Origin of the sequence: Pseudomonas sp. GL-B-19 (assembly GCF_019956415.1) — a bacterium.
In the GTDB taxonomy this organism is placed as follows: Bacteria; Pseudomonadota; Gammaproteobacteria; order Pseudomonadales; family Pseudomonadaceae; genus Aquipseudomonas.
This window is the reverse complement of record NZ_JAHBDK010000021.1, coordinates 26,022-51,450: the sequence shown is the minus strand read 5'-3', so window position 1 is coordinate 51,450 and position 25,429 is coordinate 26,022. Positions and strand designations below refer to the sequence as shown.

Sequence of the window (25,429 nt, the reverse complement as noted above, 5' to 3'; positions counted from 1 at the left end):
CCGCGTTACAACGGCAAATGCCGACTCAACAACGCCCTTAACGCCGCCGGTTTCACCGGTTTGGTCAAATAATCCAGCCCTGCCGCATGCACTTGCGCCACCGTCTCCAGTCGGCCATCGGCGCTGATCACCACCCCCGGCACCGGCTCGCCCAGTTGAGTGCGTAACCACGCCATCAGCTCGGTCCCGGTTTCGCCATGGTCCAGGTGGTAATCCACCAGCGCCAATTGCGGACGCATACCGTTGTTGAGCAGCGCGGCACATTCCTCTCGGTTGCGCGCCGTCCAGACCTGGCAACCCCAGCGCGTCAGCAGGCTGTTCATGCCGATCAGGATGCTGTCTTCATTATCGATGCACAGCACCTGCGCGCCGCTCACCACATGGCCGTTGAGTTCAGTGGTCTGTGTCGGCGCCACGGTTTGTGCCTGGGCCAGCGGCACACTGACGCTGAACACGCTGCCGCGCCCCGGCCAGGAACGTACGCGCAGCGTGTGACCCAGAACACGACATAAACCATCGGCAATCGCCAGGCCCAACCCCAGACCTTTCTCGGCGCGAGTCTGGTGACTGTCGAGGCGTTTGAATTCTTCGAAAATCACCTGCAGTTTGTCTTGCGCAATGCCCGGTCCCCGGTCCCAGACCTCCAGGCACAGCTCACCCTTGTGCCGCCGAACGCCGAGCAACACCGGCCCTTTGGCATAGCGGAACGCATTGGTCAGGAAGTTTTGCAGGATCCGTCGCAGCAGTTTGATATCGCTGTCGACCCGTAACGTGCTGCCCCGAACACGGAAGGTCAGCCCTTGTTCCTGAGCCAGCGCCTTGAACTCGGCACCGAGGGTGTCGAACAGTTCGTTGAGCGCGAAAGGCTTGGTGTCGGGGTTGATCTTGCCGTTTTCCAGGCGGGAAATGTCCAGCAGGTCGCTGATCAAGTCCTCTGCCGAGCGCAACGAGCTGTCCAGGTGATGGACCAGTTTCTGCGCCTCGCCAGACAAGCCATCGTCCTGGTGGGACAACGCTGCGGAGAACAGGCGCGCGGCGTTCAGCGGTTGCATCAAGTCATGGCTGACAGCCGCCAGAAAGCGGGTTTTCGACTGGTTGGCGGACTCGGCGGTGCCCTTGGCTTCAGTCAACGCGACGTTGAGTTGCGACAATTCGTGGGTGCGCTCGGCCACCCGCTGCTCCAGGCCCTCATTGGCTTCGGTCAGCGCTTGTTCGGCTTCGCGGAACGCAGTGATGTCGGTGAAACTCATGACGAAACCACCCCCAGGCATCGGATTGCCGATCAGCTCGATCACCCGCCCGTTGGGGAACAGTCGTTCAGAGGTATGGGCGCGGCCCTGACGCATCCAGTGCAAACGTCGGGCAACGTGGACTTCCGCCTCGCCAGGGCCACATAGACCACGTTCGGCGTTGTAGCGAATAATGTCGGCAATCGGCCGCCCGACACTGATCAATCCGTCCGGGTAGTTGAACAGCTCCAGATAACGCCGGTTCCAGGCCATCAGTTTCAGTGACTGGTCGACCACGCTGATGCCCTGGGTGATGTTTTCGATAGCGCCTTGCAGCAAGGCGCGGTTGAACTGCAGAACTTCCGAGGCCTCGTCGGCGATTCGGACTACATCCTCCAGCTGCATTTCCCGACCTTCGATGGCGGCTTTTACCACCGCGCGCGTCGAGGATGCACCGAGTACACCTGCCAGCAAGCGTTCGGTGTGGGCGATCCATTCGCCGTCGGCGTTTTGATTCGGGTTGAAGCCTTTGCCCTGGCGGTAGGCGAAACGGATGAAGCTCTGACGCGCGCGTTCTTCGCCGACGAAGCGTGCGGCCAATTGCAGCAGATCGTCGATTTGCACGGCAAGCATCGAGCGGGCACTGGGGCGTGCGCTGATTTCCTGACCGATGAAGCGGCCCGCCTGCCAGTGCTCCGACACCCGCGTGCGCGACAACACCGACACCCAGGCAAACAATGTGAAGTTGCCAGCCAGCGACAGCACCACGCCTTGGGTCAGCGGGGTGATCGGCAGGTGCAGCGGGTTGCTGTGCAACCACGCCAGCCCCGGGAAGCTGTCCAGCGACCAGCCGAGGCTACGGGCGGCAATCGGCAAGATCAGCGTGTAAAACCACAGGAACGTCCCGGCGGCGAGGCCGGCGAATACGCCGCGACGGTTGGCCTGCTTCCAATACAGCGCGCCGAGCATGGCCGGGGCCAGTTGCGTCACGGCGGCGAAGGCGATCTGGCCGATGGTTGCCAGGCTGGCGGTCGAGCCCAGCAGGCGATAACTGACATAGGCCAGCAGCAAAATCACCACGATGCTGACGCGGCGCACCGAGAGCATCCAATGACGAAATACTTCGAACGGCCGCTCGGCGTTGTTGCGTCGCAGCAACCATGGCAACAGCATGTCGTTGGACACCATGGTCGACAACGCCACGCTGGCAACAATCACCATGCCGGTCGCCGCCGAGGCGCCGCCGATAAACGCCAGCAAGGCGAGGGCAGGGTGAGACTGGGCCAGCGGCAAACTGATGACGAACGAGTCCGGCAATACTGAACTGGGCAGCATCATCTGACCGGCGAGGGCGATCGGTACGACAAACAACGCTGCCAATGCCAGGTAGGCCGGGAACACCCATTTGGCCAGGCGCAAATCCTGAGGATCAATGTTTTCCACCACCGTCACGTGGAACTGTCGGGGCAGGCAGATGATCGCCATCATCGCTACGCCCGTCTGCACCACCATCGAGGGCCAGTTGATGGTTTCCTTCCAGTATTCTTCGAGGCGGGGGGCGAGCATGGCTTGGTCGAACAAGTCGTCGAAGCCGTCGTACAGGCCGAAGGTTACGAATGCGCCGACGGCGAGAAACGCGAACAGCTTGACCAATGACTCAAACGCGATGGCCAGCACCATGCCACGGTGGTGTTCCGTGGCATCGAGGTTGCGGGTACCGAAGACAATGGTGAACAGCGCCAGCACCAGCGACACAATCAATGCCGTGTCCTGGGCGCGAACCCCCATGGCGTCGGCGCCCGCGCCAATCAGCAAGTTCACCCCGAGCACGATGCCCTTGAGCTGCAAAGCGATGTAGGGCAACACGCCGACCAGACAGATCAGCGCCACCACCACCGCCAGCGACTGGGATTTGCCGTAACGGGCAGCGATAAAGTCGGCGATGGAGGTGATGTTTTCCTGCTTGCTGATCATCACCATTTTTTGCAGGACCCACGGCGCGCCCACCAGCAGCAGGATTGGCCCAAGGTAGATCGGCAGGAAAGACCAGAGCTGTTCCGCCGCCTGGCCCACGGCGCCAAAGAATGTCCAGCTGGTGCAATAGACCGCCAGGGACAGGCTGTACACCCACGCGCGCATTCGCGGCGGCAACGGCGTGCTGCGACGGTCACCGTAAAAGGCGATGGCGAACATGATGGCCATATAGGCCAGGGCGACGGCGGCGATCAGCCCGCTGGACAGCGACATGGGAACTCCAGACAAAAGACACCCGGGACTCCCGCCCGGTCAGACAGTCTCGCACGATGGCCCCGGTTAGTCAGTGTCGACCAAGGTCGTGGCGTGGCGGGGTGTCGCAGGCGGTGTGTCAGTCGGATTTTGGCTGTCTGTGCTGGCCCTATCGCGAGCAGGCTCACTCCCACAGTTGGAATGCTATCCCTGTGGGAGCGAGCCTGCTCGCGATGGGGCCCTTACTGATTCAACGCAATCCCGATCAACCGATGCAATTCCTCAACCTCCAGCGGCGCCTCGGAAAACAGGATTCGAAACACGATAGGGGCCGCCACCATGTTGATCAGCCGATCGACACTCGGTTTGGGCTCATTCGGATAACGATCCAGAATCATCTGCAACTGCCCGCCAATAATCGTTGCGCAATAGCTCGGCTTGAGGCTCGCTTGCACGTCGCGCAGCATGTTGCGACCGGGTTCGGAGCTCATCTCGTCCAGATACTGTTCCGCCCAGGCCTGCACGTCACCGCACAGGCTGCCGGTATTGGCCGATTCGGTTTCCGGTTGCATGCGGGCGAGGGCGACGTCCGCCAGCAGCGCCGACAAATCACCCCAGCGCCGATAAATGGTCGAAGGCGTAACCCCCGCACGCGCGGCGATTTGCGGCACGGTCACGGTGGTGCGGTCCTGCTCTTCGAGCAATTCGCGTACAGCCTTGTGAATCGATTCCTGCACCCGGGCGCTGCGGCCGCCGGGACGTAAAGTGGGGCCTGTCATTAGGTGTTTCCTGTTCTCGCCGAGACTTGCCGTAAAGGCAAAAGCCCCGGCTCTAAAAGCCATGCACCGGACCTTAACACAAAGAATTTGCTTTAAGCGCCAGCCGATAGCACACTCCGCAAAAGCGAAAAATTAGCTTTTGCGGAGTGTGCCGATGTCCAGTTCTCGTTCAAATCGTGCAAGCCTGTGGTTTCTGGCGATCACTTTACTCAGTTTTCTGGCGGCTTCCACGGCACCGACGCCGTTGTATCGCTTGTACCAGGAGCAGCTGCACTTCTCGGCCGCGACTCTGACCCTTATTTTCGGCGTCTACGCCTTCAGCTTGCTGGCTGCGCTGCTGACAGTCGGTTCTCTATCGGATCACCTTGGACGCAAACCGGTGATTTTCACCGCCGTGGTGCTGAATGGTCTGGCGATGTTGCTGTTTATCCACGCTGACAGCATTGCGTGGCTGATCAGTGCCCGGGTGTTGCAAGGGTTTGCCACCGGCATGGCGACCGCCGTGCTCAGTGCAACGCTATTGGACACAGACCGCCAGCAAGGGCCGCTGATCAACAGCGTTGCGCCGTTGCTCGGCATGGCCCTGGGTGGTTTGGGCTGTGGTTTGCTCGCTGAATTTGCACCGGCACCGTTGCATTTAACCTATTGGCTGCTGCTCATCGTGTTTGCGTTGCAGGCGTTGTACATCTGGCGTTTGCCGGAAAGTGTCTCGCGACGGCCTGGGGCATGGGCGTCGTTGCGACCGACCCTACATGTGCCGGTTCAGGCGCGTACCACCTTATGGCGGGTATTACCGCTCAACACCGCCACGTGGGCGCTCGGCGGTTTTTATGCGTCCCTTGCGCCGTCTTTGGTGCGCACAGCCACCGGTTCCACCTCGAACCTGATTGCCGGCTCGACTGTCGCCGCGCTGACGGTGACGGGGGCGCTGATGATTTTCACCCTGCGCAATCGCCCCGCCGCACTGGCGCTACAGTTGGGTGCGAGTCTGTTGCCGACAGGGATCGTCCTGGTTTTACTGGGCGTGCACAGCGCCAGCCTGCTGTTGTTTTTCCTCGGCACGCTCGTCGCCGGCTGTGGTTTCGGCGCCGGCTTTCTCGGTGCCGTGCGCAGCCTGGTGCCGTTGGCTCTACCCCATGAACGCGCGGGTCTGATGTCGGCGTTTTATGTGCTCAGCTATCTGGCGTTCTGTTTGCCGTCGTTGCTGGCGGGGAACCTGACGCGAACCTTCGGCCTGGTCGCGGCCACCGACGGTTATGGCACAGTGTTGATCGTGCTCTGTGTTGGCGCTTGGCTGGCCTTGATGCGTCAGCGATCGTTGAAAGTCTGTGGTGCTGATGTGCATTGATCGCTAGCCTTGGCGTCGTCATTCATTCGACGGACCGCCCATATGAAGATCATCCGCAGCAAATCCTACACCGCTGAACGTGCCTGGGGCGCGCTGGATATTGCCAACATGAACGGCATCACCACCCGGTTGCACTGGACGGATCAGCCTTATAAATGGCACGTCAACGATGGCCAGGAAGTGTTTGTGGTGCTGGATGGGCGGGTACAGATGCGTTATCGCGAAGAGGGCATTGAGAAGGACGTGCTACTGGAGGTCGGCGACATTTTTTATGCGTCCGTTGGCACCGAGCATGTGGCGTATCCGCAAGGCGCGGCGCGAATACTGGTGATCGAGTCGGAAGGCAGCGTCTGACGCTATATCTGCAAAATAGATAAGATATAGAGATATTACCCGTTATATAGATATTCGATTCGGTTCTACCATGGGCTCTACCTCACCCGAGGACAGGAGTTTGCCATGACATGCACCAACAGCCTCAAAACCGGCATCAAGCCGTTCAGCCACTTGCACCACCCGCGTGAAGTCATCCGCCAATTCACGCCCAACTGGTTCGCCGCGACCATGGGCACCGGGGTGCTGGCATTAGCGCTGGCGCAATTGCCCCTCGCCATGCCCGGCTTGCGTGTGTTCGCCGAAGGGTTGTGGCTGTTCAATATTTTCCTGTTCGTGCTGTTCACCGCCGTGTACGCGGCGCGCTGGGTGCTGTTCTTTAACGAAGCCCGGCGAATTTTCGGCCATTCGACGGTGTCGATGTTCTTCGGCACCATTCCCATGGGCCTCGCGACCATCATTAACGGTTTTCTGGTGTTTGGTCTGCCACGCTGGGGCGATGGTGTGGTTCATGTCGCCGAAATGCTCTGGTGGCTGGATGTGGCGATGTCCCTGGCGTGCGGCGTGCTGATTCCTTACATGATGTTCACCCGTCAGGAACACAGCATCGACCAAATGACCGCCGTTTGGCTGTTGCCGGTGGTGGCCGCAGAAGTCGCCGCTGCCAGCGGTGGCTTGCTGGCGCCGCACTTGGCGGAGGCCCATTCGCAACTGGTGGTGCTGGTGACGAGTTACGTGCTGTGGGCCTTTTCCCTGCCGGTAGCCTTCAGCATTCTGACGATCCTGTTGCTGCGCATGGCGCTGCATAAACTGCCGCACGAAAACATGGCAGCCTCCAGTTGGCTGGCGTTGGGCCCGATTGGCACCGGAGCGCTGGGCATGTTGCTGCTGGGGGCGGACGCCCCGGCCATCTTCGCCGCCAACGGCCTGCCAGGCATCGGTGAAATCGCCGCAGGCCTGGGGCTGGTGGCCGGGATCACCCTGTGGGGTTTTGGTTTATGGTGGATGCTGATCGCGGTGCTGATTACCTTGCGTTACCTGCGCGGCGGCATCCCGTTCAACCTCGGCTGGTGGGGGTTTACCTTCCCGTTGGGGGTCTACTCGCTGGCGACGTTGAAACTGGCCAGCACCTTGAACCTGACGTTTTTCAGCGTGTTTGGCTGCGTGCTGGTGGCGTTGCTGGCGGTGATGTGGCTGATCGTTGCCCGGCGCACGCTGCAGGGCGCGTGGCGCGGTGAGCTGTTTGTCTCGCCGTGCATTGCAGGATTAAAGAAATAACCTGCCAAGATTAGGTAATGTGTGGCCTGGATCGACGTTCGGTATTCCAATACCACGCCACTCGCTACCTAACATCAGGGACACATGGAAGATGAGTCACCCCTCACAGTTCACCTTGCTCCGTACCCGGCGCTTCCTGCCGTTTTTCGTGACCCAGTCCCTCGGGGCGTTCAACGACAACCTCTTCAAGCAGTCGTTGATCCTCGCCATTCTGTACAAGCTGACCCTCGACGGTGACCGTTCGATCTGGGTCAACCTCTGCGCGCTGCTGTTCATCCTGCCGTTCTTTTTGTTCTCGGCACTGGCCGGTCAGTTCGGTGAGAAGTTCGCCAAGGATCGCCTGATCCGTCTGATCAAACTCGGCGAAATCGTCATCATGGCGGTGGGTTCCGTCGGTTTTATCTTCGATCATCTGTCGTTGATGCTGGTTGCGCTGTTCGCCATGGGCACCCACTCGGCGCTGTTCGGGCCGGTGAAGTATTCGATCCTGCCCCAGGCCCTGCGCGAAGAAGAGCTGGTCGGCGGCAACGGGCTGGTGGAAATGGGCACCTTCCTGGCGATTCTCGCCGGGACCATAGGCGCCGGGATCATGATGTCGTCCAGTCACTACGCGCCTATCGTCTCCGGCGCGATCATCGGCGTTGCCGTGCTCGGCTACCTGGCCAGTTGCAGTATTCCACGGGCGGCGGCCGCTTCGCCGGAAATGCGCCTGAACTGGAACATTTTCAGCCAGTCCTGGTTTACCTTGAAGTTGGGTCTTGGGCAGACCCCGGCAGTGTCGCGTTCGATTGTCGGCAACTCGTGGTTCTGGTTTGTCGGGGCGATTTATCTGACGCAGATCCCGGCCTATGCCAAAGAGTGGATGCACGGCGACGAAACCGTGGTGACGCTGATTCTCACGGTGTTCTCGGTGGGTATCGCGCTCGGTTCGATGCTGTGTGAAAAACTCTCCGGGCGCAAAGTCGAGATCGGCCTGGTGCCGTTCGGCTCGTTCGGCCTGACCGTGTTTGGCTTGCTGCTGTGGTGGCATTCCGGCGGAATTCCGGACAGCGTGACGGGCCATGGCTGGGTCGAAGTCCTCGGGTTTGGTCACACCTGGCTGGTGCTGATCGACATCCTTGGTCTGGGGATCTTCGGTGGTTTCTACATCGTGCCACTGTATGCGCTGATCCAGTCGCGCACCGCCGAGAACGAGCGGGCGCGGGTGATTGCCGCCAACAACATTCTCAACGCGCTGTTTATGGTGGTGTCGGCGATTGTTTCGATCATCTTGTTGAGCCTGGTCAAACTGTCGATTCCGCAGTTGTTCCTGGTGGTGTCGCTGCTGAACATCGGCGTCAACGCCTACATCTTCAAGATCGTCCCCGAATTCAGCATGCGCTTCATGATCTGGCTGCTCAGCCACTCCATGTACCGCGTGGAGCATCGCAATCTGGATCTGATTCCCGATGAAGGCGCGGCGCTGCTGGTGTGCAATCACGTGTCCTTTGTCGATGCGCTGCTGATTGGCGGCGCAGTGCGTCGGCCGATTCGCTTTGTGATGTACTACAAAATCTACAACTTGCCGGTGCTGAACTTTATCTTTCGCACGGCCGGGACGATTCCGATAGCGGGGCGTCAGGAAGACATTCAAATTTACGAAAGAGCCTTCAAGCGGATTGCGCAGTATCTGAAGGACGGCGAGCTGGTATGCATTTTTCCCGAGGGCAAGTTGACCGCCGATGGTGAGATCGACGAGTTCAAGGGCGGGTTGACGCGGATTCTTGAAGAAACACCGGTGCCGGTCATTCCGCTGGCGTTGCAGGGATTGTGGGGGAGTTTCTTCAGCCGCGATCCGGGCAAGGGGCTGTTTCATCGGTTGTGGTCGCGGGTGACGTTGGTGGCGGGGCCGGCTGTGGCGGTTGAAGCGGCGGAGCCGGCGAAGTTGCAGGTGTTGGTGGGGGATTTGCGTGGGGCAGTTAGATAATCAGTGACTGTGCGGGCCTCATCGCGAGCAGGCTCGCTCCCACAGGGGATTTGTGACTGACACAGATCATATGTGGGAGCGAGCCTGCTCGCGAAGGCGGTAGTGGTTTAAGCGCTGACCTTGAGCCCAACCAACCCGGCAATAATCAACGCCACACTGGCCAGCCGAAACAGCGCCATCGATTCACCAAACAGTATGATTCCGGCAATCACCGTACCGACCGCACCCACCCCCGTCCAGATCGCATAGGCTGTGCCCAGCGGCAATTCCTTCATCGCAAGACCCAGCAAGCCAAGGCTGACGGCCATGGCCGCAACGGTTAACGCGGTGGGCAGAGGGCGGCTGAAACCGTCGGTGTACTTCAGGCCAACGGCCCAGCCGACTTCGAACAGGCCGGCGAAAAACAGGATGATCCAGGACATGAAAGACCTCCATCGATTGACGGGGTCGTCCCCAGATTAATGACTCGATCGAGCCGCGAGGTCGTCCTCGCGTTGCGCCATAGAGTGCCCATCATTAACCCGGGGATCAAGTTTTCGGCTTATTCGGTTGCCTGCCGCGCAGCGAATTCCCGGTCTTCTTTCTCGCTCATCCGCCGGAAATACGTCGAGAGCAGCGCCCCGGAAATGTTGTGCCACACGCTGAACAAAGCACTCGGCACCGCCGCCAGCGGCGAGAAGTGTGCACTGGCCAGCGCGGCACCCAGCCCGGAGTTTTGCATGCCGACTTCCAGCGCAAGCGATTTACGTTGGGCCAATGGCAGCTTGAACAGGCGCCCGGTGAAGTAGCCCAACAGATACCCGAAGCTGTTGTGCAGCATCACCACCGCCATGATCAGCAGACCGGACTCGGCAATCTTCGCCTGGCTGGCGGCCACCACGGCGGTGACGATGATCACGATGCTCACAACCGAGATCAGCGGCAACACTTCCACCGCGTGGCGAACCTTGGCACCCAGTACACGTTGAGCCACCACGCCCAGGATGATCGGCAACAGCACCACTTGCAGAATCGACCAGAACAGCTCCATGAAGGACACCGGCAACCAGGCCGAAGCCAGCAGCCAGATCAACGCAGGGGTCAGCAACGGGGCGAGGAGGGTGGTGACGGCGGCAATGGCCACCGACAGGGCCAGATCGCCGCGTGCCAGCCACGTCATCACGCTCGAGGAGGTGCCGCTTGGGCAGCAACCGACCAGAATCACACCGACGGCGATTTCCGGTGGCAGGTGAAACGCCTGGCAGAGCAACCACGCCACGCCGGGCATGATCACGAAATGCGCAACCACGCCCAAGGCCACGCGCCATGGATGGCGGGCGACTTCGGCGAAGTCTTCAAGTTTGAGGGTCAGGCCCATGCCGAACATCACCAGCCCCAGCAGCGGCACGATCGCGCCTTTGAGACCGATGAACCACGCCGGTTGCAGGAAGGCCACGACCGCGAAAATCAGTGTAGGAGCCGGGCTTGCCCGCGATAGCGGTGGGCCAGTCTACATTTCAGCTGCTTGACACACCGCCATCGCGGGCAAGCCCGGCTCCTACAGGTGAACCGATTTCTTCAGGGGGAATCGGTTTTTTAGATCCCTTGCGGGGTCTCTTCGCCGCCCAGCGCTTCAACCAACGCCGGCAGGAAGTCGCCGAAAGTCAGCATCATCAGGGTGAAGCTGGCGTCCAGTTGGCCCAGGGCTTCTTCGCCACCGTCCTGTTCCGCTTGGTCTTGCAGCAAGTCTTCGAACTTCAGGCGCTTGACCACCATCTTGTCGTCGAGCACGAAAGACAGCTTGTCTTGCCAGGCCAGAGACAACTGAGTGACCACTTTGCCGGTGCTCAGGTGCAGCTGGATTTCTTCGCTGGTCAGGTCCTGACGCTTGCAACGCACGATCCCGCCGTCTTCGTGGGTATCACGCAGCTCGCATTCGTCCAGCACAAAGAAATCGTCAGCGGCTTTCTGGGTAGTGACCCATTCCGTCATGGTGGCGGTCGGCGACATTTTTACGGTCAGTGGACGTACCGGCAGGGTGCCGATCACTTCACGCAGGGTGGACAGCAAGTCTTCGGCACGTTTCGGGCTGGCCGAGTTGACCAGGATCAGTCCCTGTTTCGGCGCGATGGCGGCGAAAGTCGACGAGCGACGAATAAAGGCGCGCGGCAGGAAAGCCTGGATGATTTCATCCTTGATCTGGTCGCGCTCCTTCTTATAGACCTTGCGCATTTGCTCCGCTTCGATCTCTTCGACCTTTTCCTTCACGGCGTCACGCACGACGCTGCCCGGCAGAATGCGTTCTTCTTTACGCGCAGAGACCAGCAGGAAGTCGCCGCTGACGTGGACCAGCGGTGCATCTTCGCCCTTGCCGAAAGGCGCGACGAAACCGTAGGTGGTCAACTCCTGGCTTGCACATGAACGCGCCAGTTTGGTGGCCAGTGCAGTTTCCAACGCCTCGGCATCAACAGGCAGATCTTGGGTCAGGCGATAGATAAGCAGGTTTTTGAACCACATGGGGTAAGTCTCTCCTTATATACAAAGGGGGGCATTATTCTCTTCGCGGCGCCATAGGCCAACCCTTCGCTAAGCCTTTGGAAGGCCTGAGAAAATTATTTAAAAAAGTGCTTGCCAGAGGTGAGGTCGCTCCGTAGAATGCGCGCCACACCGAACGTGAAGGGTGATTAGCTCAGCTGGGAGAGCGTCTGCCTTACAAGCAGAATGTCGGCGGTTCGATCCCGTCATCACCCACCATTCGCATTCAGTGTTACGCGCAGCGGTAGTTCAGTCGGTTAGAATACCGGCCTGTCACGCCGGGGGTCGCGGGTTCGAGTCCCGTCCGCTGCGCCATATTCGGTTACCTGGAACGCTGAACGCCAGGTCACCACGGAAAAGCCCGCTAACGCGGGTTTTTTTCTGTCTGTAGATTGTCCGTTGTTCCTGCAGGTTGCATCGTTTCACCGGTTTTCGGATTTTTTTGAAAAATAATTCAATTAAATCAACACTTTACGAAAACATGTGGCATAATGTGCCCCGCAACGAAGGTAAAGGGTGATTAGCTCAGCTGGGAGAGCGTCTGCCTTACAAGCAGAATGTCGGCGGTTCGATCCCGTCATCACCCACCACTTTCAACGCTACGCGCAGCGGTAGTTCAGTCGGTTAGAATACCGGCCTGTCACGCCGGGGGTCGCGGGTTCGAGTCCCGTCCGCTGCGCCATATTCGGTCACCTGGAACGCTGAACGCCAGGTCACCACACAGAAAGCCCGCTTAATGCGGGCTTTTTGCTGTCTGGCGTTTGGCAAATCCCCGATTTTCACTGAGAAAGCGACCTTCGGGCCGCTTTTTTCGTTTTTGCTGGCTTACTGCTCAGCGTTGCGACTGTGGCGGTAATCGCTTACGGCTTCATACACCGCTTTGCGCAGACGATTGATGCCCCCAATCGGCCGATGGGCCTCAAGACCAAACCATGGGTTGAACGACTGGTTGTCGCATTGTAGGTTCAGCGCCGGTGTATCAAAGTCTTGAGCGGGCAGTTTGATCCGCGCGACCGTCTCGAACGGCGCATCGTTTTCGCTCCATTCAATGCTGGTGTCTTCGATGGGCATGTATTGGCTCGGGTCCTGGCGCTGAATCTGCAGGACGAAGCAGGCTGGCACCCGGTCGGCCGACAATTGCTGGTTCAGCGCATTACGCAGGAAATTAGGCAGTTTCTGGTTTTGTGCGGGCAGGGTATAGGTCGGGCAGCTATCCGGGTCCGGCATTACCCGGAATTTGGCATTGGCTTCACCGAACTTGTAGGGCGAAACCGAAAAGTAAGTTGTCTGTGTCGGGCTTTCCGGTGCGGTGGAGAGTGTCGCCAGGGCGATAAACAGATGGCGAACCTGCCAGGTGCGCGGGTCCCAATCAGGAAAAAACGCCAACAGCTTCTGGCCGTCAGCCTGCGCCGCCACATTCTGACGGTACTCGGCGACATCGCTGACGAAGAAGTTTGGATGGCTGAACATCACAAAGTCCTGTTCACCGCGGCGCTGTTGATCGGCGAGCAGTTGCTTGCCGGGCACATCGTGCAATTTGATCGCCATGCCCCGGGCATCGCGAATACTGTCGAACTGCGGATACGCGTTGCCGTTGGACAGACGCATCGTCGCTTGCCAGGTTTTGCCGGGTTCGCTGAACACGCCTTGGCGCAGTGCTTCTGAAAGATCCGGCAGCACCTGAACCTCGGCTTTTACGCAGCCATGGGCCTTGGCATGGGCGTCGCGCAGGTAGCGGGTACTTTCCCGGTGTTGATCGACGATGCGCACCGCGGTTTGAATGACGTCCTGGGTCATGGCGGCTTCGCCGTCCGGTATCAGTTCTTGCGCCGAAACCGGTCCGCTGTGCTGCCAGGCAAACCACGCCGTGGCCAGCGCCCAGCCGAGGAATCCAAGGCCAAGCAACCACAGAAGGGACTTGCCGAGAATCGCGCCAAAGCGCATCCAGAGTGTGCTCATGGCAATTGTGCCTCCAAGGGGCCGTCCAATACTTTCAGGTACTCAAGCAGCGCCCAGCGTTCCTCCGGTTGCAGCAAGCGGCCAATTACGCCGTTGCCGCGCTTGCCGGCACGGAACTCATGACCGCTGTTGTGATTGCCGGTGATGCGCGTGTCGAACACAAAGCCATTGGTGAAGGCCTCGGTGCGATAGCCAAGGTGTTGGGGGTCGTACTCGAACGTGCCTTTATAGAAGGTGGTGGCGCGTTCATCCTCGGGCGAGAGCAATTGATAAAGGCTCGGTACTGAGCCGTTGTGCAGAAAGGGTGCTGTCGCCCAAACCCCCGCCAGGGGGCGTGCCTTGTAGGCGCGCAACTCACGCACGCTAATCGGCAGGCCGAAGCCATTCATGGCCGGTTGTTCAGCGGTTGGAATGTTCGCATCACGGTAGGCACGATTTCCGACGAAAGCGGTGATGTAGGCCAACCCTTTGGCCGACGACAACTTGCTCAAATCCAGCGGTTCAGTGGGTGTCGGCTGCAAATGCACATCCATCTGTTTGAGCTCTGTCAGATCCCATCGCAGGGCGGAAAGGTCGAAACGATGGTCAGCAATGTTGTTCGCGGCCCCCGGGTCTGTGCCAATGAAATCCACCGGGAGCATTTTCAGATGTTGTACCCAGCGTCCGTCGCTCTCGACTGAGCGCGGGTTATGGCAACCGGCGCAATTTTCGCTGAACAACTCTCGACCCTTGGCTGCCAGCGGCTTGTCGACTGCACCGAGCAGCGCTTCAGGCCAGGCGGGTGGTTTGAGCCGTTGCAGGGTTTGTTCGATTTGGTGCAAGTCGTGCAATCGGACACTCGACGGGTAGCGCTCATCACCTTTGAGCGGTTGGCCGTTGGCATCGAAGAAACTCAGTGTGGCGCCCACCCCCAAGGACTCGCCGATGTTGCGAGCCATGGGTTGTTGCGCCGAACCGTTCCACTGCACCCAGTCGAACGTCCACATGTCCCACAGTTGCGGGTAATCCACCGGGGCATTGGCCACGCGGTAGTTGTCAGCTGAAATCGCATCGCCAAACGTGGCGTTTGCAATGCGCCCGAAGGCGTCGGTGCGGCCCGGTCCTTCCTCGGTGGGGTAGAGACCGCGGTGAGTATCGTTCCAGGCAACTTTCACGAAGGTATCGAGAGACGCTTTCAGGTCCTTGCGCAATTGTGGGTGCCGGGCGTCGTAGTTCTCGGCCAGCACGTTTCGAGCGAAGCGTTCGAATTTCCAGGGGTTCAGGTAAGTTGAGGTCAGACTGGCGACCAGCGCTTGCCCGAAACTGCCCCCTTTCAACGTCGGAACACTGGAAGGCAAAACATGTTGCGCCGAGCCGCCGTCAATGCGGATCGCCTGGCCGTTGAAGCGCAACTCACCGGTGTGGCAAGCAGCGCACGTGATGTCCAGAAACACGTCCGGACTGCCGGGGTTTTGGTGACGGGCAAAGCCTGCGGGCAAATTGCCAGGATTGTTTGGCGCGGGCTTCTGACCGGGGTCGATCAGAAAGCCAAAGCGAGCGAGGTAGTCGGGCGAAGCGAATCGTTGCTGGGAGAAGGGCAGTTCCAGGGCGGTGAACCAGTCATAGCGCAAGCCTTTGACCTGAGTGCCTTGGGGGGTGAAGTAGTAAGTCTGGCGGTCTTCAGCGCTCCACTGCTCCAGGTAATGCACCTGCTGCGCGGGTGACCAGGTCGGTAATTTTGGGTTGGCGACGTAGTACAGAGCCACGATGAGGCCCAGTCCCAACAGCACAGCGGCCAGCATCAGCAGGCGAAATAAAAGGCGCACGATAAACTTCCTTGTTAATTTGTCGCTCTCTTATGTCTCAGTGCACCGAGGTGCGGCAAGAGGCCATTACGCCATATGTTGTGGGATACAGGATCAGCTGTTGTAGGCACCTAGATGACAGAAGCTTCATGCTGCCAATGCTGAAATGAGTTAAAACACCTGAACTTATCAGGAGAATCCTGCTCTCATCCCGGTAGCCATTGGTCGTGGCCGCCTGATAAGCTCGCGGCTTTACTCGATTGCCCTTTAGGCGCATGAACAAGGAAATAGCATGAAACAGCATCGGTTGGCAGCGGCGGTGGCCCTGGTTAGCTTGGTACTCGCGGGTTGTGATTCGCAGACCAGCGTAGAGCTGAAAACTCCGGCGCAAAAAGCTTCCTACGGTATTGGCCTGAACATGGGCAAAAGCCTGGCTCAGGAAGGCATGGATGACCTGGATTCCAAAGCCGTAGCCCAGGGCATCGAAGATGCCGTCGGCAAGAAAGAGCAGAAGCTCAAAGACGACGAGCTGGTCGAAGCCTTCGCCGCCCTGCAAAAGCGTGCTGAAGAGCGTATGGCCAAGATGAGCGAAGAGTCGGCATCTGCCGGCAAGAAGTTCCTCGAAGACAACGCCAAGAAAGCCGGCGTAGTGACCACCGCTTCGGGCTTGCAATACGAAGTGGAAAAGAAAGCCGATGGCCCACAGCCTAAGCCGACTGACGTAGTGACTGTTCACTACACCGGCAAGCTGACCAACGGTACCGTTTTCGACAGCTCCGTCGAGCGCGGCAGCCCGATCGATCTGCCAGTCAGTGGTGTGATTCCGGGCTGGGTTGAAGGCCTGCAACTGATGCACGTGGGTGAGAAGTACAAACTGTACATCCCTAGCGAACTGGCCTACGGCGCCCAAAGCCCAAGCCCGGCGATTCCAGCCAACTCGGTGCTGGTATTCGATCTGGAACTGTTGGCGATCAAAGATCCAGCCAAAGACCCAGCCAAAGAAGACGCCGCCAAGTAATCAGCGTCTGCTTTGACAACAACGCCTCGCTAATGCGGGGCGTTGTTGCATCTGGTATTCAGTGACGGTAAACAAAGCGAACGGTTGCTGTACGCTGGAGTCATAGCCATTGAGGACGCCTGTGCTAGCTGCGCCGGGGTTCCAAGTCAATGAAATCTTGGGTTTTTTTATGTGAGTAAAAAACGCCCGATCTGAGCTGGACCCTTATGAAACGGGGCTTTCAGCCGCGAAAAGCAGCTCTGTTCACAAGGTTATCCACAATTTGTGTGGATAACATTTCAGTGGGAGGAATGATGAAAGCACCCTGGAGTTTCGCTCGATTCTTGCCACTCGCCGGGCGCCTGCTCGCACGCGGGCGCTTGCCGACACTGCTGTTCGCCGTCGCCAGTAAAGGTGCGAGTCAGGGTTATCGCCTGGGCAAGATTAAAGATGATCTGCGTTTATTGCAGGCACTGTGCCTGGCCTACTGGCGTGGGGAGTACCGTGCCATCAGCCCGAAGGCGCTGATTTCGGTGGTCGCAGGCCTGATGTACTTCCTCAGTCCGGTGGATGCCATTCCGGATTTCCTCCCCTTGTTTGGCATGCTCGACGACATCGCCGTGCTGGCCTGGTTGATGAAAGTACTCGACGACGAACTCAATGCCTTCCGCGCCTGGCGCAAGCGTCAAGTGCCGGAAAAGTTGGCAGTGGTCGAGCGTCTGCCCGATACCGCGGAACAACTTCGGCTCCAGAGCCCGAAAAAGAACCGGGCCGATTGAGAATCCCCTTTATTCATGCCCCCGCGCGACCTTGGCCGCTGTTAGGATTACACTTCTAGGGAAAAGTGCCGACTCGCAAAGTGTCGTTGTCCTACGGGGAAGTCATGGATATTCAGATAATCACACGCGAAGGCGAGCCCGAGTATGCAGTTTTACCGTGGGCTCAGTATCAGGCTCTACTAAAAGCAGCAGGCATTAACCAGCAACCGGCGCCCGACGCGCCAGTGCGTCACGCGCCACCACCAGACCAGATTCTTCCGGGTCTGGATCAACTACGCAGTTTGCGCGAAGGGAAGGGCATCGCCATTGAAGCGTTGGCCCGCACGGTAGGCATCAGCCCGTCTTATCTGGCCTTGATTGAAAGTGGCGAGCGTCAACCCGACGCTGCGATTCGCCGCAGCCTGGCCTGGGAATTGACGGTGCCAGGGTGGAGGGATGAATCGTGAGCGTACGCATCAGTCGTCACCATTGGGACGGGTTACTGGGGGAGTTGGACCAGGCGCGACGTCAGCGCCATCTTTTGACGTATCGCGCGTTGCTGGAGCGTTTGCAATTGCCCACGCCAGCCATGCAAACCTTGACCGCTGCACTCGAACATCTGGCCGCGCTGGACGCCAAGGCCGAGCAGCCACTGCGCAGCTCGCTGGTGATCAGCCAGGGTGCCAGCCGCCTGCCGCGCACCGGCTTCTTCGAATGTGTCGAGCGTCTGGGGCGTTTCTCCGGACCGTCTGACGGGGTCGCCGCCGCTTCCTGGCATGCTTCGGAAGTGGTGCGAGTGTTTGAATACGAATACCCCGAATCGGCAGAGGCCTGAGTGTTTTTAAAGCTCAAGGCCCGGGCCGGCTACTGGCTGGCCCGCCGGTTGTTTCACTGGTCGTGGTTTGTGCGCCAGCCGCGGGGCTGGAGCTGGCTCGAAGGCCAGTTTGCGCGCATGGCGAACCTGGGTGACGTCGGCGCCCAGAGCTTCTATGGCCACATCCTGACCTTTCGCGGCGTCGGCCTTGGGGCTCGCGAGGAGGGCGTACGATTGCTGCGCCTGGCGGCGCTGGCGGGCGATGGGAAAGCGGCGTATCAAGTGGGGGTGATTAGCCTGGCGGGTACGCCGAACAAGGCGCCGGATCCTGTTGAGGCTGCTCGCTGGTGGGGCATGGCTGCGAAGGCCGGGCATCCGTTGGCTGAGCTCAAGCTGAAAGAGTTGGCCGCTCGTGGTGGTGGGCAGTAAATAAATCGATGTCCGATACACAAACGTGGCGTGAGGGAAACCTCACGCCACGTTTGCGTTTCTGGCCCTTGGTTTTATTAATGTCGACGTATTAGAGAATTGCCCTACACCAATTTCATCCTTCACTGGCTTCTTTTCTGATTGATCCCCCTCAAAGTCCTGCGCGTTTAATGCCGCCTAGATACATCGGAGATTTCCTTCAAGTTGTAGCGAATTGCATGAACTGGTGCGAAATGAATTCACCCGATAGCCTTTGATGGTCACTGAAAATTCAGTGGTGGGGTGTAGGAACCCTTATCAGCATCGGTAATGCGTAAGCGTCGAAACTTGGTTTGCGGTCGTCAATGTGCGTCCGTAAGATCTGTTGCGGCGGCTGTGCGCGGGCACGCTTCGGCGTGGTCGAGTTTCCGATGCTCGGTATTCCTACCCCGCGTATAGCTGCCACCCAGCCTGTAGGAAGGCTTTTGGCAGCTCCTATTTTCATCGGAAGGTCTCAAATGCCAACACTTCATCCTGATCCACCCTATGTAAAGCCTGTTTCGCATCCCAACAACCGCTTCATGGCCCTCACCAGCAACTGCACTGACATGCCCACGCTTTTCGTCGATACCCACGCGCCGCTCGATGTTTTGTATGACGCGGCCAATTATCGAATTCGCGCCGTCACGCAGGTGCTGGAAAACATGTCGATGCGTGGTTCGGTCGAGTGTGAATCGTTCATTCTTAGTGATTTTGCTTTGCTTTGTGCCATTCCGTTGCGCGATGGGTGCGATGTGCTGGATGTGATTGGCCGGCGGTTGCGGGCTCGATCTTCTGAGGTTTAGATGCTGAGGAACAGGCTCAACATTTGAGTTGCCTGATCGGGCCTCTTCGCGGGCAAGTCGAATCGTCGCACCGCCGCTCCTACATTTAACCGAGTATTTCCAGAAGTAAGCGGTCAATGTGGGAGCGGGCTTGCCCTAATGCCAGTCAGTTAAGAAAGTCTCAGGCAAAACAAGCTCTTGGTAGCAGCTGGCGAAGCCGGACGCAGGCTTCGCCAGCTGCTACAAATCGCGTTACGGCTTAACTGACTGGCATTAGGGCTTGCCCGCGAAGGCGTCAGACCATTCAGCGATGCCCTTCAAGCAATAAATCTTCTCTTTCAGGCACCGCCAAACTATCAATCACATGCACGCTATACCCCTGCACATTCTTGGCGTGGTGTTTGGCCTGCGATGCCATCTCCGCCAACTGGCTCGCATCGAGTTGCCCACAGGCCTGTGGATGCAGATGCACCACGCCGATCGACAATGACAACAACGCAAACTCCTGCCGCACACCCTGACGGTTTGGGGCAATGAAGCAGCCGGCTTCCAGGTGTTCGCTGCGGTAGAAGCGTCGGCATTGGCTGTGGAAGTCGTCCAGCAACTGGTTCAAGCGTTTGCGCCAGTCTTGCGGGCCGAGCACCAGCAGGAAGTCGTCGCCGCCGATATGGCCGACAAAGTCGCGGGAAGGGTCGATGCGTTCATTCAGGCAGTGCGCCAGGCACAACAGGACTTCATCCCCACGGCCGTAGCCGTAGAGGTCGTTGAAGGGTTTGAAACTGTCGATGTCGACGTAACAGATCACCGACTCCCGTTCCTGTTGCAGCAAGCGCGTCAGGCATTGCTGGATCGGTACGTTGCCGGGCAACAGGGTCAGTGGGTTGGCGTAGCGGGCTTGCTGGATTTTCAGTTCGGTAATCAGCTTGAGTACATCAATGACCCGACCCAATCCCAGATAGCCGCCATTGAGGGTGATGATGAAGTCTTCTTCAATGCGTTGGCGCGCGCGGCTGGTGATCAGGCGGCTGACCTGTTGCAGTGACTGGCTCATTTCCACGGCGAGAAAGTCGTCGCTCATCAAGCGGCTGATCGGTTTGCGGGCGAACAGGTCGGTGGCAAACGGCTTGAGCAGGGCGTCTGAGAGCGAATGTCGGTGAACGATGCCGCAGGGCTGTCCTTGTTCGTCGAGCACCGCCAGGGAATTCAGGTTGGCCTGACGGCGGAAAGCTTCCAGCACGGTGGCGGTCGGTGTGTTGCGTGCCACGGCCGGTTGATCGTTGAGCAGTGGACTGAGATCGCTGGCTTCGTCATTCAGTGCCACGGCGCTGCTGTCGTGTTTGGGCATCATGTGGCGAGCATCCCGGGGCGGATATTCCTGAGGACGGCACAGCAGATAGCCCTGGACCAGATCAACGCCCATCTCGGTCAGCACCGCGAGCTCTTCTTGCAATTCAATGCCTTCGGCAATCACTTGAGCCCGCGAAGCTTTGGCGATTTGCAGGATCGAGCCAACAAACTCGCGTTTGAGCGCGTCCTGGTGAATGCCGTCGATAAAGTGTCGATCGATCTTCACGTAATCCGGGCGCAGTTCGGACCACAATCTCAAGCTTGAATACCCCGCGCCCAGATCATCCAGTGCAATGGAAAACCCCATCGCCCGATAGTGATGCAGCGCGTTTTGCAACAACTGGAAGTCGTCGGTCGGGGTCTGTTCGGTGAGTTCGATCACCACCTGGCTCGGCGCAATGCCGAAATCCTGCAGCAGTTGCAAGGTGCGACCGGGTTGGTGGGCAGCCTCAAGCAGCGATTCCGGGGAAACGTTGAGGAACAGTTTGCCCGGCAGTTGATGTTCGTTGAAACGTCGGCAAGCACTTTCACGACAAGCGATTTCCAGCTCGCTCAACCGACCGGCCTGGCGGGCCACCGAGAACAATGCGAGGGGCGCGTGCAGCGGGCTGTTCGAGGGACCACGGGTGAGGGCTTCATAGCCGACAATACGTCGCTCGGAGAGGGAAATGATCGGCTGGAACAGGCTGTGCAAACCGCTTTGAGCCAGTATGGAACTCAAGGCACTCAGCTGTTCTGTCGTGGTCATGGCAATCTCTGGGCGAAAAAAAGGACTGGGAGCAGACTCTTGTTAAAGAGGTGCTCCCAGTCCCTTATTTCACGACAGAACGATGACTGTTTGATGACGCTCCGGAGAGCGTCAGCATTAAATTGCCATCATCTTGCTTGTAACAACTTAGTGCTTGGCGACGGCGCTGTTGAGTTTCAGGTAGTCCAGCAGGATCCGACCGGCCTCGCTCAGATATGCATCGTCTTCTGGCTTGGTCTTGTCCGGCTCGGCCGCAATAGCGTCTTCGTCTTCTTTCTTCAGCTCTTTGAGCGGTTCTTCGCCTTTGGCCTTGCGACGGATGTTTTCCATCACCAGCTGTTTGGCTTCGATGTCGGTGTGCTGCGCCCGACGCTCCACTTCGTTGAGGCTGACGGTTTTTTCATCCATCAGCTTCTGTGCCAAGGCCAGCTTGTCGCGGATGAACACGAACTCCGCGTCTTTGGCCGAGCGTGCATCATGCTCGGACTTGAGCTGGGTGATGTACGGCTTGAACGGATCAACCGCAGGCTTGATGGCCGGCTTGATGGTGTCCCATGGCATGGCTTCCGGCAGGGCGCTTTCGCCGATTTCCTTGGTGTCGATGATCGACGGGTAATCGATGTCTGGCAGTACGCCCTGATGCTGGGTGCTCTGGCCGGAAACCCGGTAGAACTTGGCCAGGGTCAGTTTCAGTTCGCCATGGTTCAGCGGCTGAATGGTTTGCACGGTGCCTTTACCGAAAGTCTGGCCGCCGATGATCAACGCGCGGTGGTAATCCTGCATCGCGCCGGCAAAAATCTCCGAAGCCGAGGCGGACAAGCGGTTGACCAGCAACGCCATCGGACCTTTGTAGAAGGCGCCCGGGTTTTCATCTTCCAGTACATCGACGCGGCCATCGGCGTTACGCACCAGGACCGTAGGACCCTTGTCGATGAACAGACTGGTCAGCTCGGTGGCTTCCTGCAAGGAACCACCGCCGTTGTTGCGCAGGTCGATGACCACGCCGTCGACCTTGTCTTTCTGCAATTCGGTCAGCAGTTTCTTGACGTCGCGCGTAGTGCTCTTGTAGTCCGGATCGCCGGCACGGAAAGCCTTGAAGTCGAGGTAGAAGGCCGGAATCTCGATGACGCCGAGCTTGTAGTCCTTGCCATCCTGTTTCAGGTTGAGGACCGACTTCTTCACCGCCTGATCTTCAAGCTTCACCGCTTCGCGGGTGATCGGCACGATTTTGGTGGTCTGGTCATTCGGCGCATTGCTGGCCGGAATGACTTCCAGGCGCACGACGGTGCCTTTCGGACCACGGATCAGTTTGACCACTTCGTCCAGGCGCCAGCCGACCACGTCGACCATCTCTTTGTTGCCTTGGGCAACGCCGATGATCTTGTCGGCAGGGGCAACCATTTTGGTCTTGTCGGCCGGGCCGGCAGGTACCAGACGCACGACTTTTACCTGGTCGTTATCGCTCTGCAACACGGCGCCGATGCCCTCCAGGGACAGGCTCATGTTGATGTCGAAGTTTTCCGCGTTGTCCGGCGACAGATAGTTGGTGTGCGGGTCGTAGGACATGGCGAAGGTGTTGATGTACGCCTGGAAGATGTCTTCCGCACGGGTCTGGTCCAGGCGCGCCAACTGGTTCTTGTAGCGCTTGATCAAGGTTTCCTGAATTTGCTTGGAGTCCTTGCCCGCGATCTTCTGCCGCAGCACTTCGTCCTTGACGCGTTTGCGCCACAAGTCGTTGAGTTCGGCGCTGGATTTGAGCCAAGGTGCGTCCTTGCGGTCGATCAGCAAGGTTTCCTTGGTGGTGAAGTCGATCTTGTCGACGCCTTTGTTCAACTCGGCAAGGGCGAAGTCCAGACGCGCCTTGACGCGGTCCAGGTAGCGCTTGTAGATGGTGAACCCGGCGTTCAGGTCGCCGCTTTTGAGGAAATCGTCAAACTCGGTTTTCCATTTGTCGAATTCGGCAATGTCACTGGCCATGAAGTAGCTGCGCGACGGGTCCAACAGCTTGAGATAGCTGTCGTAGATGATCACGGAGCGCGCGTCATCGAGCGGCGGCTTGCTGTAGTGATGGCGCTTGAGCAATTCGACGACGTTCAGACTGGCGATTACTTCGTCACGATCAGGCTGAAGCTTGTCCCAGCTATTGGCTGCAAACGTATTGGTCGATAACGGCAACAGGCCGATACCGATGAAGAGGGCTAGGGCGGTGCCAGGAAAAAAATGCTTCATGCTGATTCGACGCGGGGACAATTGATCACGCATATTAGGCCGTCTTTGAAGTCGCCGGATCCACGAGAACCGGTCGCATAATGCAAGAAAGCCCGGCGCTACAGATACGGGCTCAGTCCAGACTCACTATGGAGGCACTGTGAAAGCATTGCAAGGCGTTGAAGGTCGAGTGGAGTGGCTTGAAGAGCCCAGTCCTACATGTGATGTAGGACAAGTTCGTATCCGAGTGGCGGCAGCGGGACTCAATCGTGCCGATTTGTTACAGAAAGCGGGCCTCTATCCACCCCCGCCGGGAGCCAGTCAAGTACTGGGTCTTGAGTGTTCAGGGGTGATCAGCGAGGTAGGCGCGGGGTCTTCCTGGCAGGTCGGTGATCGAGTTTGCGCCTTGCTGGCCGGGGGCGGGATGGCCGAAGAGGTAGTTGTCGACGGACGGCATGTGTTGCCGGTTCCCGAAGGTCTGTCCTTGGTCGAGGCGGCCGCGTTGCCCGAAGTGTATGCGACCGTCTGGCTGAATCTGTTTCAGCTCGCTGCGCTCAAGCCGGGTGAGAAAGTTCTTCTGCACGCCGGAGCAAGTGGTATTGGTTCAGCAGCCATTCAGCTATGCAAGGCGTTTGGTAACCCGTGCTGGGTCAGCGTCGGTTCCGCTGAGCGTTTGGCTTACTGTGAAGCACTGGGCGCGCAGGGTGGGGTGGTACGCAAGGGCGGCCTGGACAGTTTGAATGATCTGGGGCCGTTCGATGTGATCCTCGACCCGGTAGGCGGCAACTACGCCGCGCTGAATCTGAAGTTGCTGACCCGTGATGGTCGTTGGGTGCTGATCGGCCTGATGGGGGGCCGTGAGGCGCAGCTGGATCTGGCGCAGGTGCTGACCAAGCGCGTGCAACTGCTGGGCTCGACCCTGCGCAGCCGCGACGAGCAGTTCAAGGCGGATTTGTTCAGTGATCTAAGCCAGCATGTCTGGCCGTTGTTTACCGAAGGACGCTTGAGCCCGCAACTGGCCAAGACGTTCCCGATCAAGGATGCCGAAGCGGCGTTTGCGGAGTTGGCGAGCAATACCGTCGCGGGAAAATTGGTATTGGTGATCGACGAAAGCCTGGTTTGACACACACCTGTAGGAGCATGGCTTGCCCGCGAAAGCGGTCTTCCAGCCGACATGTTTGGTGGCTGACACGCCGCCATCGCTGGCAAGCCAGGCTCCTACAGGGGGGTATTTGTTATTTCCAGATATGGATCGGCCAGCCGGCTTTTTCGGCGTGCTCAAGCAGGACCGGGTCGGGGTTTACCACATGTGGGAAATCCACCTTCAGAAGTAGCGGTAAATCGTTACGTGAGTCGGAATAAAAGCTCGCGCCTTCGAGGTTTTCCTCTTCCGCATCCAGCCATTCCAGCAGACGGGTGATCTTGCCTTCGCGGTAGGTCAGCGTGCCAACGGTGTGGCCGCTATACACCCCATGCGCGACTTCCAGTTCGATGCCGAGAATCTCGTCGATGCCCAGGCGTTCGGCAATCGGCCGCACCAGGTGCGTGCCGGACGCCGAGATAACCACAATCCTGTCGCCAGCCTTGCGGTGGGCGGCGATGGCTTTGGTGGCATCGCTGAAGATGATCGGCTCGATGAAGTCTTCAACCCATGGTCCGACCAGGTGATCGACCTCTTCAGGCGTCCTGCCGATCATCGGCTCGAGGCTGAACGCCATGTACTCTTCCATGCGCAACTTGCCGTGGCTGTAAGCGTCCATCAGCTCGTTGTTCTGACGCATGAACGACTCAGGGTCGACCCAGCCCAGGCGGCCCATTTGCTCGCTCCAGAGGGTGGCGCAGTCGCCGTGGATCAGGGTTTCATCCAGATCAAAAATTGCCAGGGCCATCAGTGCAGTTCTCTCTTTAA

21 protein-coding genes and 4 tRNA genes are annotated in these 25,429 nt (G+C 58.8%); 15 read left to right on the top strand and 10 right to left on the bottom strand.

What is annotated here, in order from left to right:
• Positions 1–5: 5 nt before the first annotated feature.
• Both KGB06_RS08740 and KGB06_RS08735 read right to left on the bottom strand, forming a co-directional pair.
• A complete protein-coding gene (locus KGB06_RS08740) occupies positions 6–3,476 on the bottom strand; it encodes a PAS domain-containing hybrid sensor histidine kinase/response regulator (RefSeq protein WP_223514024.1) in 3,471 nt (1,156 codons plus the stop codon).
• Positions 3,477–3,697: 221 nt separating this feature from the next.
• The gene (locus KGB06_RS08735; RefSeq protein ID WP_223514022.1) at positions 3,698–4,234 is read right to left on the bottom strand and encodes a TetR/AcrR family transcriptional regulator; all 537 of its coding nucleotides are present in this window, start codon (positions 4,232–4,234) and stop codon (positions 3,698–3,700) included.
• 154 nt (positions 4,235–4,388) lie between these two features.
• Between KGB06_RS08735 and KGB06_RS08730 the strand changes: the two genes are divergently transcribed.
• From KGB06_RS08730 to KGB06_RS08715, 4 genes are all read left to right on the top strand, one after another.
• Positions 4,389–5,582 (top strand): MFS transporter, encoded by a 1,194-nt coding sequence (locus KGB06_RS08730; protein ID WP_223514020.1) that lies wholly within the window; start codon positions 4,389–4,391, stop codon positions 5,580–5,582.
• Positions 5,583–5,624: 42 nt separating this feature from the next.
• On the top strand, positions 5,625–5,936 hold the full coding sequence (locus tag KGB06_RS08725; RefSeq protein WP_223514017.1) for a cupin: 312 nt from the start codon (positions 5,625–5,627) through the stop codon (positions 5,934–5,936).
• A 105-nt stretch (positions 5,937–6,041) separates the two neighbouring features.
• A complete protein-coding gene (locus tag KGB06_RS08720; RefSeq protein WP_223514015.1) occupies positions 6,042–7,193 on the top strand; it encodes a TDT family transporter in 1,152 nt (383 codons plus the stop codon).
• 91 nt (positions 7,194–7,284) lie between these two features.
• Positions 7,285–9,159, top strand: a complete 1,875-nt coding sequence (locus tag KGB06_RS08715; RefSeq protein WP_223514012.1) for an MFS transporter — start codon at positions 7,285–7,287, stop codon at positions 9,157–9,159.
• A 107-nt stretch (positions 9,160–9,266) separates the two neighbouring features.
• Here the strand turns inward: KGB06_RS08715 and sugE are convergent, their stop codons facing one another.
• From sugE to rdgC, 3 genes are all read right to left on the bottom strand, one after another.
• Positions 9,267–9,581, bottom strand: coding sequence for a quaternary ammonium compound efflux SMR transporter SugE (gene sugE / locus KGB06_RS08710; RefSeq protein ID WP_007945200.1), 315 nt, complete (start codon positions 9,579–9,581; stop codon positions 9,267–9,269).
• A 119-nt stretch (positions 9,582–9,700) separates the two neighbouring features.
• Entirely contained in the window at positions 9,701–10,609 is a 909-nt protein-coding gene (locus KGB06_RS08705; protein ID WP_223514210.1) for a bile acid:sodium symporter family protein, read from the bottom strand.
• A 125-nt stretch (positions 10,610–10,734) separates the two neighbouring features.
• Positions 10,735–11,655, bottom strand: coding sequence for a recombination-associated protein RdgC (gene rdgC / locus KGB06_RS08700; protein WP_223514009.1), 921 nt, complete (start codon positions 11,653–11,655; stop codon positions 10,735–10,737).
• 161 nt (positions 11,656–11,816) lie between these two features.
• On the opposite strand from rdgC, the gene KGB06_RS08695 reads away from it, so the two are divergent.
• The 4 genes from KGB06_RS08695 to KGB06_RS08680 all read left to right on the top strand — a co-directional run bounded on the left by KGB06_RS08695 (position 11,817) and on the right by KGB06_RS08680 (position 12,355).
• A tRNA-Val gene (locus KGB06_RS08695) sits at positions 11,817–11,892 on the top strand.
• A gap of 19 nt (positions 11,893–11,911) precedes the next feature.
• Positions 11,912–11,988, top strand: a tRNA-Asp gene (locus tag KGB06_RS08690).
• Between the two features lie 199 nt (positions 11,989–12,187).
• Positions 12,188–12,263: transfer RNA gene (locus KGB06_RS08685), tRNA-Val, on the top strand.
• A gap of 15 nt (positions 12,264–12,278) precedes the next feature.
• Positions 12,279–12,355: transfer RNA gene (locus KGB06_RS08680), tRNA-Asp, on the top strand.
• Positions 12,356–12,498: 143 nt separating this feature from the next.
• Here KGB06_RS08680 and KGB06_RS08675 read toward each other — a convergent pair.
• A complete protein-coding gene (locus tag KGB06_RS08675; RefSeq protein WP_223514006.1) occupies positions 12,499–13,632 on the bottom strand; it encodes a catalase family protein in 1,134 nt (377 codons plus the stop codon).
• Positions 13,629–15,437: a di-heme-cytochrome C peroxidase gene (locus KGB06_RS08670; RefSeq protein WP_223514003.1), complete on the bottom strand. Its 1,809-nt coding sequence runs from the start codon at positions 15,435–15,437 to the stop codon at positions 13,629–13,631. Before KGB06_RS08670 ends, KGB06_RS08675 begins: the two co-directional genes overlap by 4 nt.
• A gap of 271 nt (positions 15,438–15,708) precedes the next feature.
• Here KGB06_RS08670 and KGB06_RS08665 point away from each other — a divergent pair, with 271 nt between their 5' ends.
• The 6 genes from KGB06_RS08665 (at position 15,709) to KGB06_RS08640 (ending at position 19,238) form a co-directional block, all read left to right on the top strand.
• Positions 15,709–16,434 (top strand): FKBP-type peptidyl-prolyl cis-trans isomerase, encoded by a 726-nt coding sequence (locus tag KGB06_RS08665; RefSeq protein WP_223514000.1) that lies wholly within the window; start codon positions 15,709–15,711, stop codon positions 16,432–16,434.
• A 293-nt stretch (positions 16,435–16,727) separates the two neighbouring features.
• Positions 16,728–17,192: a YkvA family protein gene (locus KGB06_RS08660; RefSeq protein ID WP_223513997.1), complete on the top strand. Its 465-nt coding sequence runs from the start codon at positions 16,728–16,730 to the stop codon at positions 17,190–17,192.
• Between the two features lie 104 nt (positions 17,193–17,296).
• On the top strand, positions 17,297–17,638 hold the full coding sequence (locus KGB06_RS08655) for a helix-turn-helix domain-containing protein (RefSeq protein ID WP_223513995.1): 342 nt from the start codon (positions 17,297–17,299) through the stop codon (positions 17,636–17,638).
• On the top strand, positions 17,635–18,006 hold the full coding sequence (locus KGB06_RS08650) for a hypothetical protein (protein WP_007945207.1): 372 nt from the start codon (positions 17,635–17,637) through the stop codon (positions 18,004–18,006). Before KGB06_RS08655 ends, KGB06_RS08650 begins: the two co-directional genes overlap by 4 nt.
• On the top strand, positions 18,007–18,414 hold the full coding sequence (locus KGB06_RS08645; protein WP_223513992.1) for a sel1 repeat family protein: 408 nt from the start codon (positions 18,007–18,009) through the stop codon (positions 18,412–18,414).
• Between the two features lie 497 nt (positions 18,415–18,911).
• Positions 18,912–19,238: a hypothetical protein gene (locus KGB06_RS08640; RefSeq protein ID WP_223513989.1), complete on the top strand. Its 327-nt coding sequence runs from the start codon at positions 18,912–18,914 to the stop codon at positions 19,236–19,238.
• A gap of 283 nt (positions 19,239–19,521) precedes the next feature.
• Here the strand turns inward: KGB06_RS08640 and KGB06_RS08635 are convergent, their stop codons facing one another.
• Positions 19,522–21,312, bottom strand: a complete 1,791-nt coding sequence (locus KGB06_RS08635) for a bifunctional diguanylate cyclase/phosphodiesterase (protein ID WP_223513986.1) — start codon at positions 21,310–21,312, stop codon at positions 19,522–19,524.
• 147 nt (positions 21,313–21,459) lie between these two features.
• Positions 21,460–23,541 (bottom strand): carboxy terminal-processing peptidase, encoded by a 2,082-nt coding sequence (locus KGB06_RS08630; protein WP_223513982.1) that lies wholly within the window; start codon positions 23,539–23,541, stop codon positions 21,460–21,462.
• Between the two features lie 139 nt (positions 23,542–23,680).
• On the opposite strand from KGB06_RS08630, the gene KGB06_RS08625 reads away from it, so the two are divergent.
• Positions 23,681–24,643 carry a zinc-binding dehydrogenase gene (locus KGB06_RS08625; RefSeq protein ID WP_223513979.1) on the top strand — a complete coding sequence of 321 codons (963 nt, stop codon included), beginning with the start codon at positions 23,681–23,683 and terminating at the stop codon, positions 24,641–24,643.
• Positions 24,644–24,755: 112 nt separating this feature from the next.
• Here KGB06_RS08625 and KGB06_RS08620 read toward each other — a convergent pair whose 3' ends face one another.
• Positions 24,756–25,409 carry an HAD family hydrolase gene (locus KGB06_RS08620; protein ID WP_223513977.1) on the bottom strand — a complete coding sequence of 218 codons (654 nt, stop codon included), beginning with the start codon at positions 25,407–25,409 and terminating at the stop codon, positions 24,756–24,758.
• Positions 25,410–25,429 lie beyond the last annotated feature (20 nt).

Coding starts and splice junctions, on each gene's coding strand:
- KGB06_RS08740 (WP_223514024.1), bottom strand. CDS start 3,476: ATGTCGCTGTCCAGCGGGCTGATCGCCGCCGTCGCCCTGGCCTATATG.
- KGB06_RS08735 (WP_223514022.1), bottom strand. CDS start 4,234: ATGACAGGCCCCACTTTACGTCCCGGCGGCCGCAGCGCCCGGGTGCAG.
- KGB06_RS08730 (WP_223514020.1), top strand. CDS start 4,389: ATGTCCAGTTCTCGTTCAAATCGTGCAAGCCTGTGGTTTCTGGCGATC.
- KGB06_RS08725 (WP_223514017.1), top strand. CDS start 5,625: ATGAAGATCATCCGCAGCAAATCCTACACCGCTGAACGTGCCTGGGGC.
- KGB06_RS08720 (WP_223514015.1), top strand. CDS start 6,042: ATGACATGCACCAACAGCCTCAAAACCGGCATCAAGCCGTTCAGCCAC.
- KGB06_RS08715 (WP_223514012.1), top strand. CDS start 7,285: ATGAGTCACCCCTCACAGTTCACCTTGCTCCGTACCCGGCGCTTCCTG.
- sugE (WP_007945200.1), bottom strand. CDS start 9,581: ATGTCCTGGATCATCCTGTTTTTCGCCGGCCTGTTCGAAGTCGGCTGG.
- rdgC (WP_223514009.1), bottom strand. CDS start 11,655: ATGTGGTTCAAAAACCTGCTTATCTATCGCCTGACCCAAGATCTGCCT.
- KGB06_RS08675 (WP_223514006.1), bottom strand. CDS start 13,632: ATGAGCACACTCTGGATGCGCTTTGGCGCGATTCTCGGCAAGTCCCTT.
- KGB06_RS08665 (WP_223514000.1), top strand. CDS start 15,709: ATGAAACAGCATCGGTTGGCAGCGGCGGTGGCCCTGGTTAGCTTGGTA.
- KGB06_RS08660 (WP_223513997.1), top strand. CDS start 16,728: ATGAAAGCACCCTGGAGTTTCGCTCGATTCTTGCCACTCGCCGGGCGC.
- KGB06_RS08655 (WP_223513995.1), top strand. CDS start 17,297: ATGGATATTCAGATAATCACACGCGAAGGCGAGCCCGAGTATGCAGTT.
- KGB06_RS08640 (WP_223513989.1), top strand. CDS start 18,912: ATGCCAACACTTCATCCTGATCCACCCTATGTAAAGCCTGTTTCGCAT.
- KGB06_RS08635 (WP_223513986.1), bottom strand. CDS start 21,312: ATGACCACGACAGAACAGCTGAGTGCCTTGAGTTCCATACTGGCTCAA.
- KGB06_RS08630 (WP_223513982.1), bottom strand. CDS start 23,541: ATGAAGCATTTTTTTCCTGGCACCGCCCTAGCCCTCTTCATCGGTATC.
- KGB06_RS08620 (WP_223513977.1), bottom strand. CDS start 25,409: ATGGCCCTGGCAATTTTTGATCTGGATGAAACCCTGATCCACGGCGAC.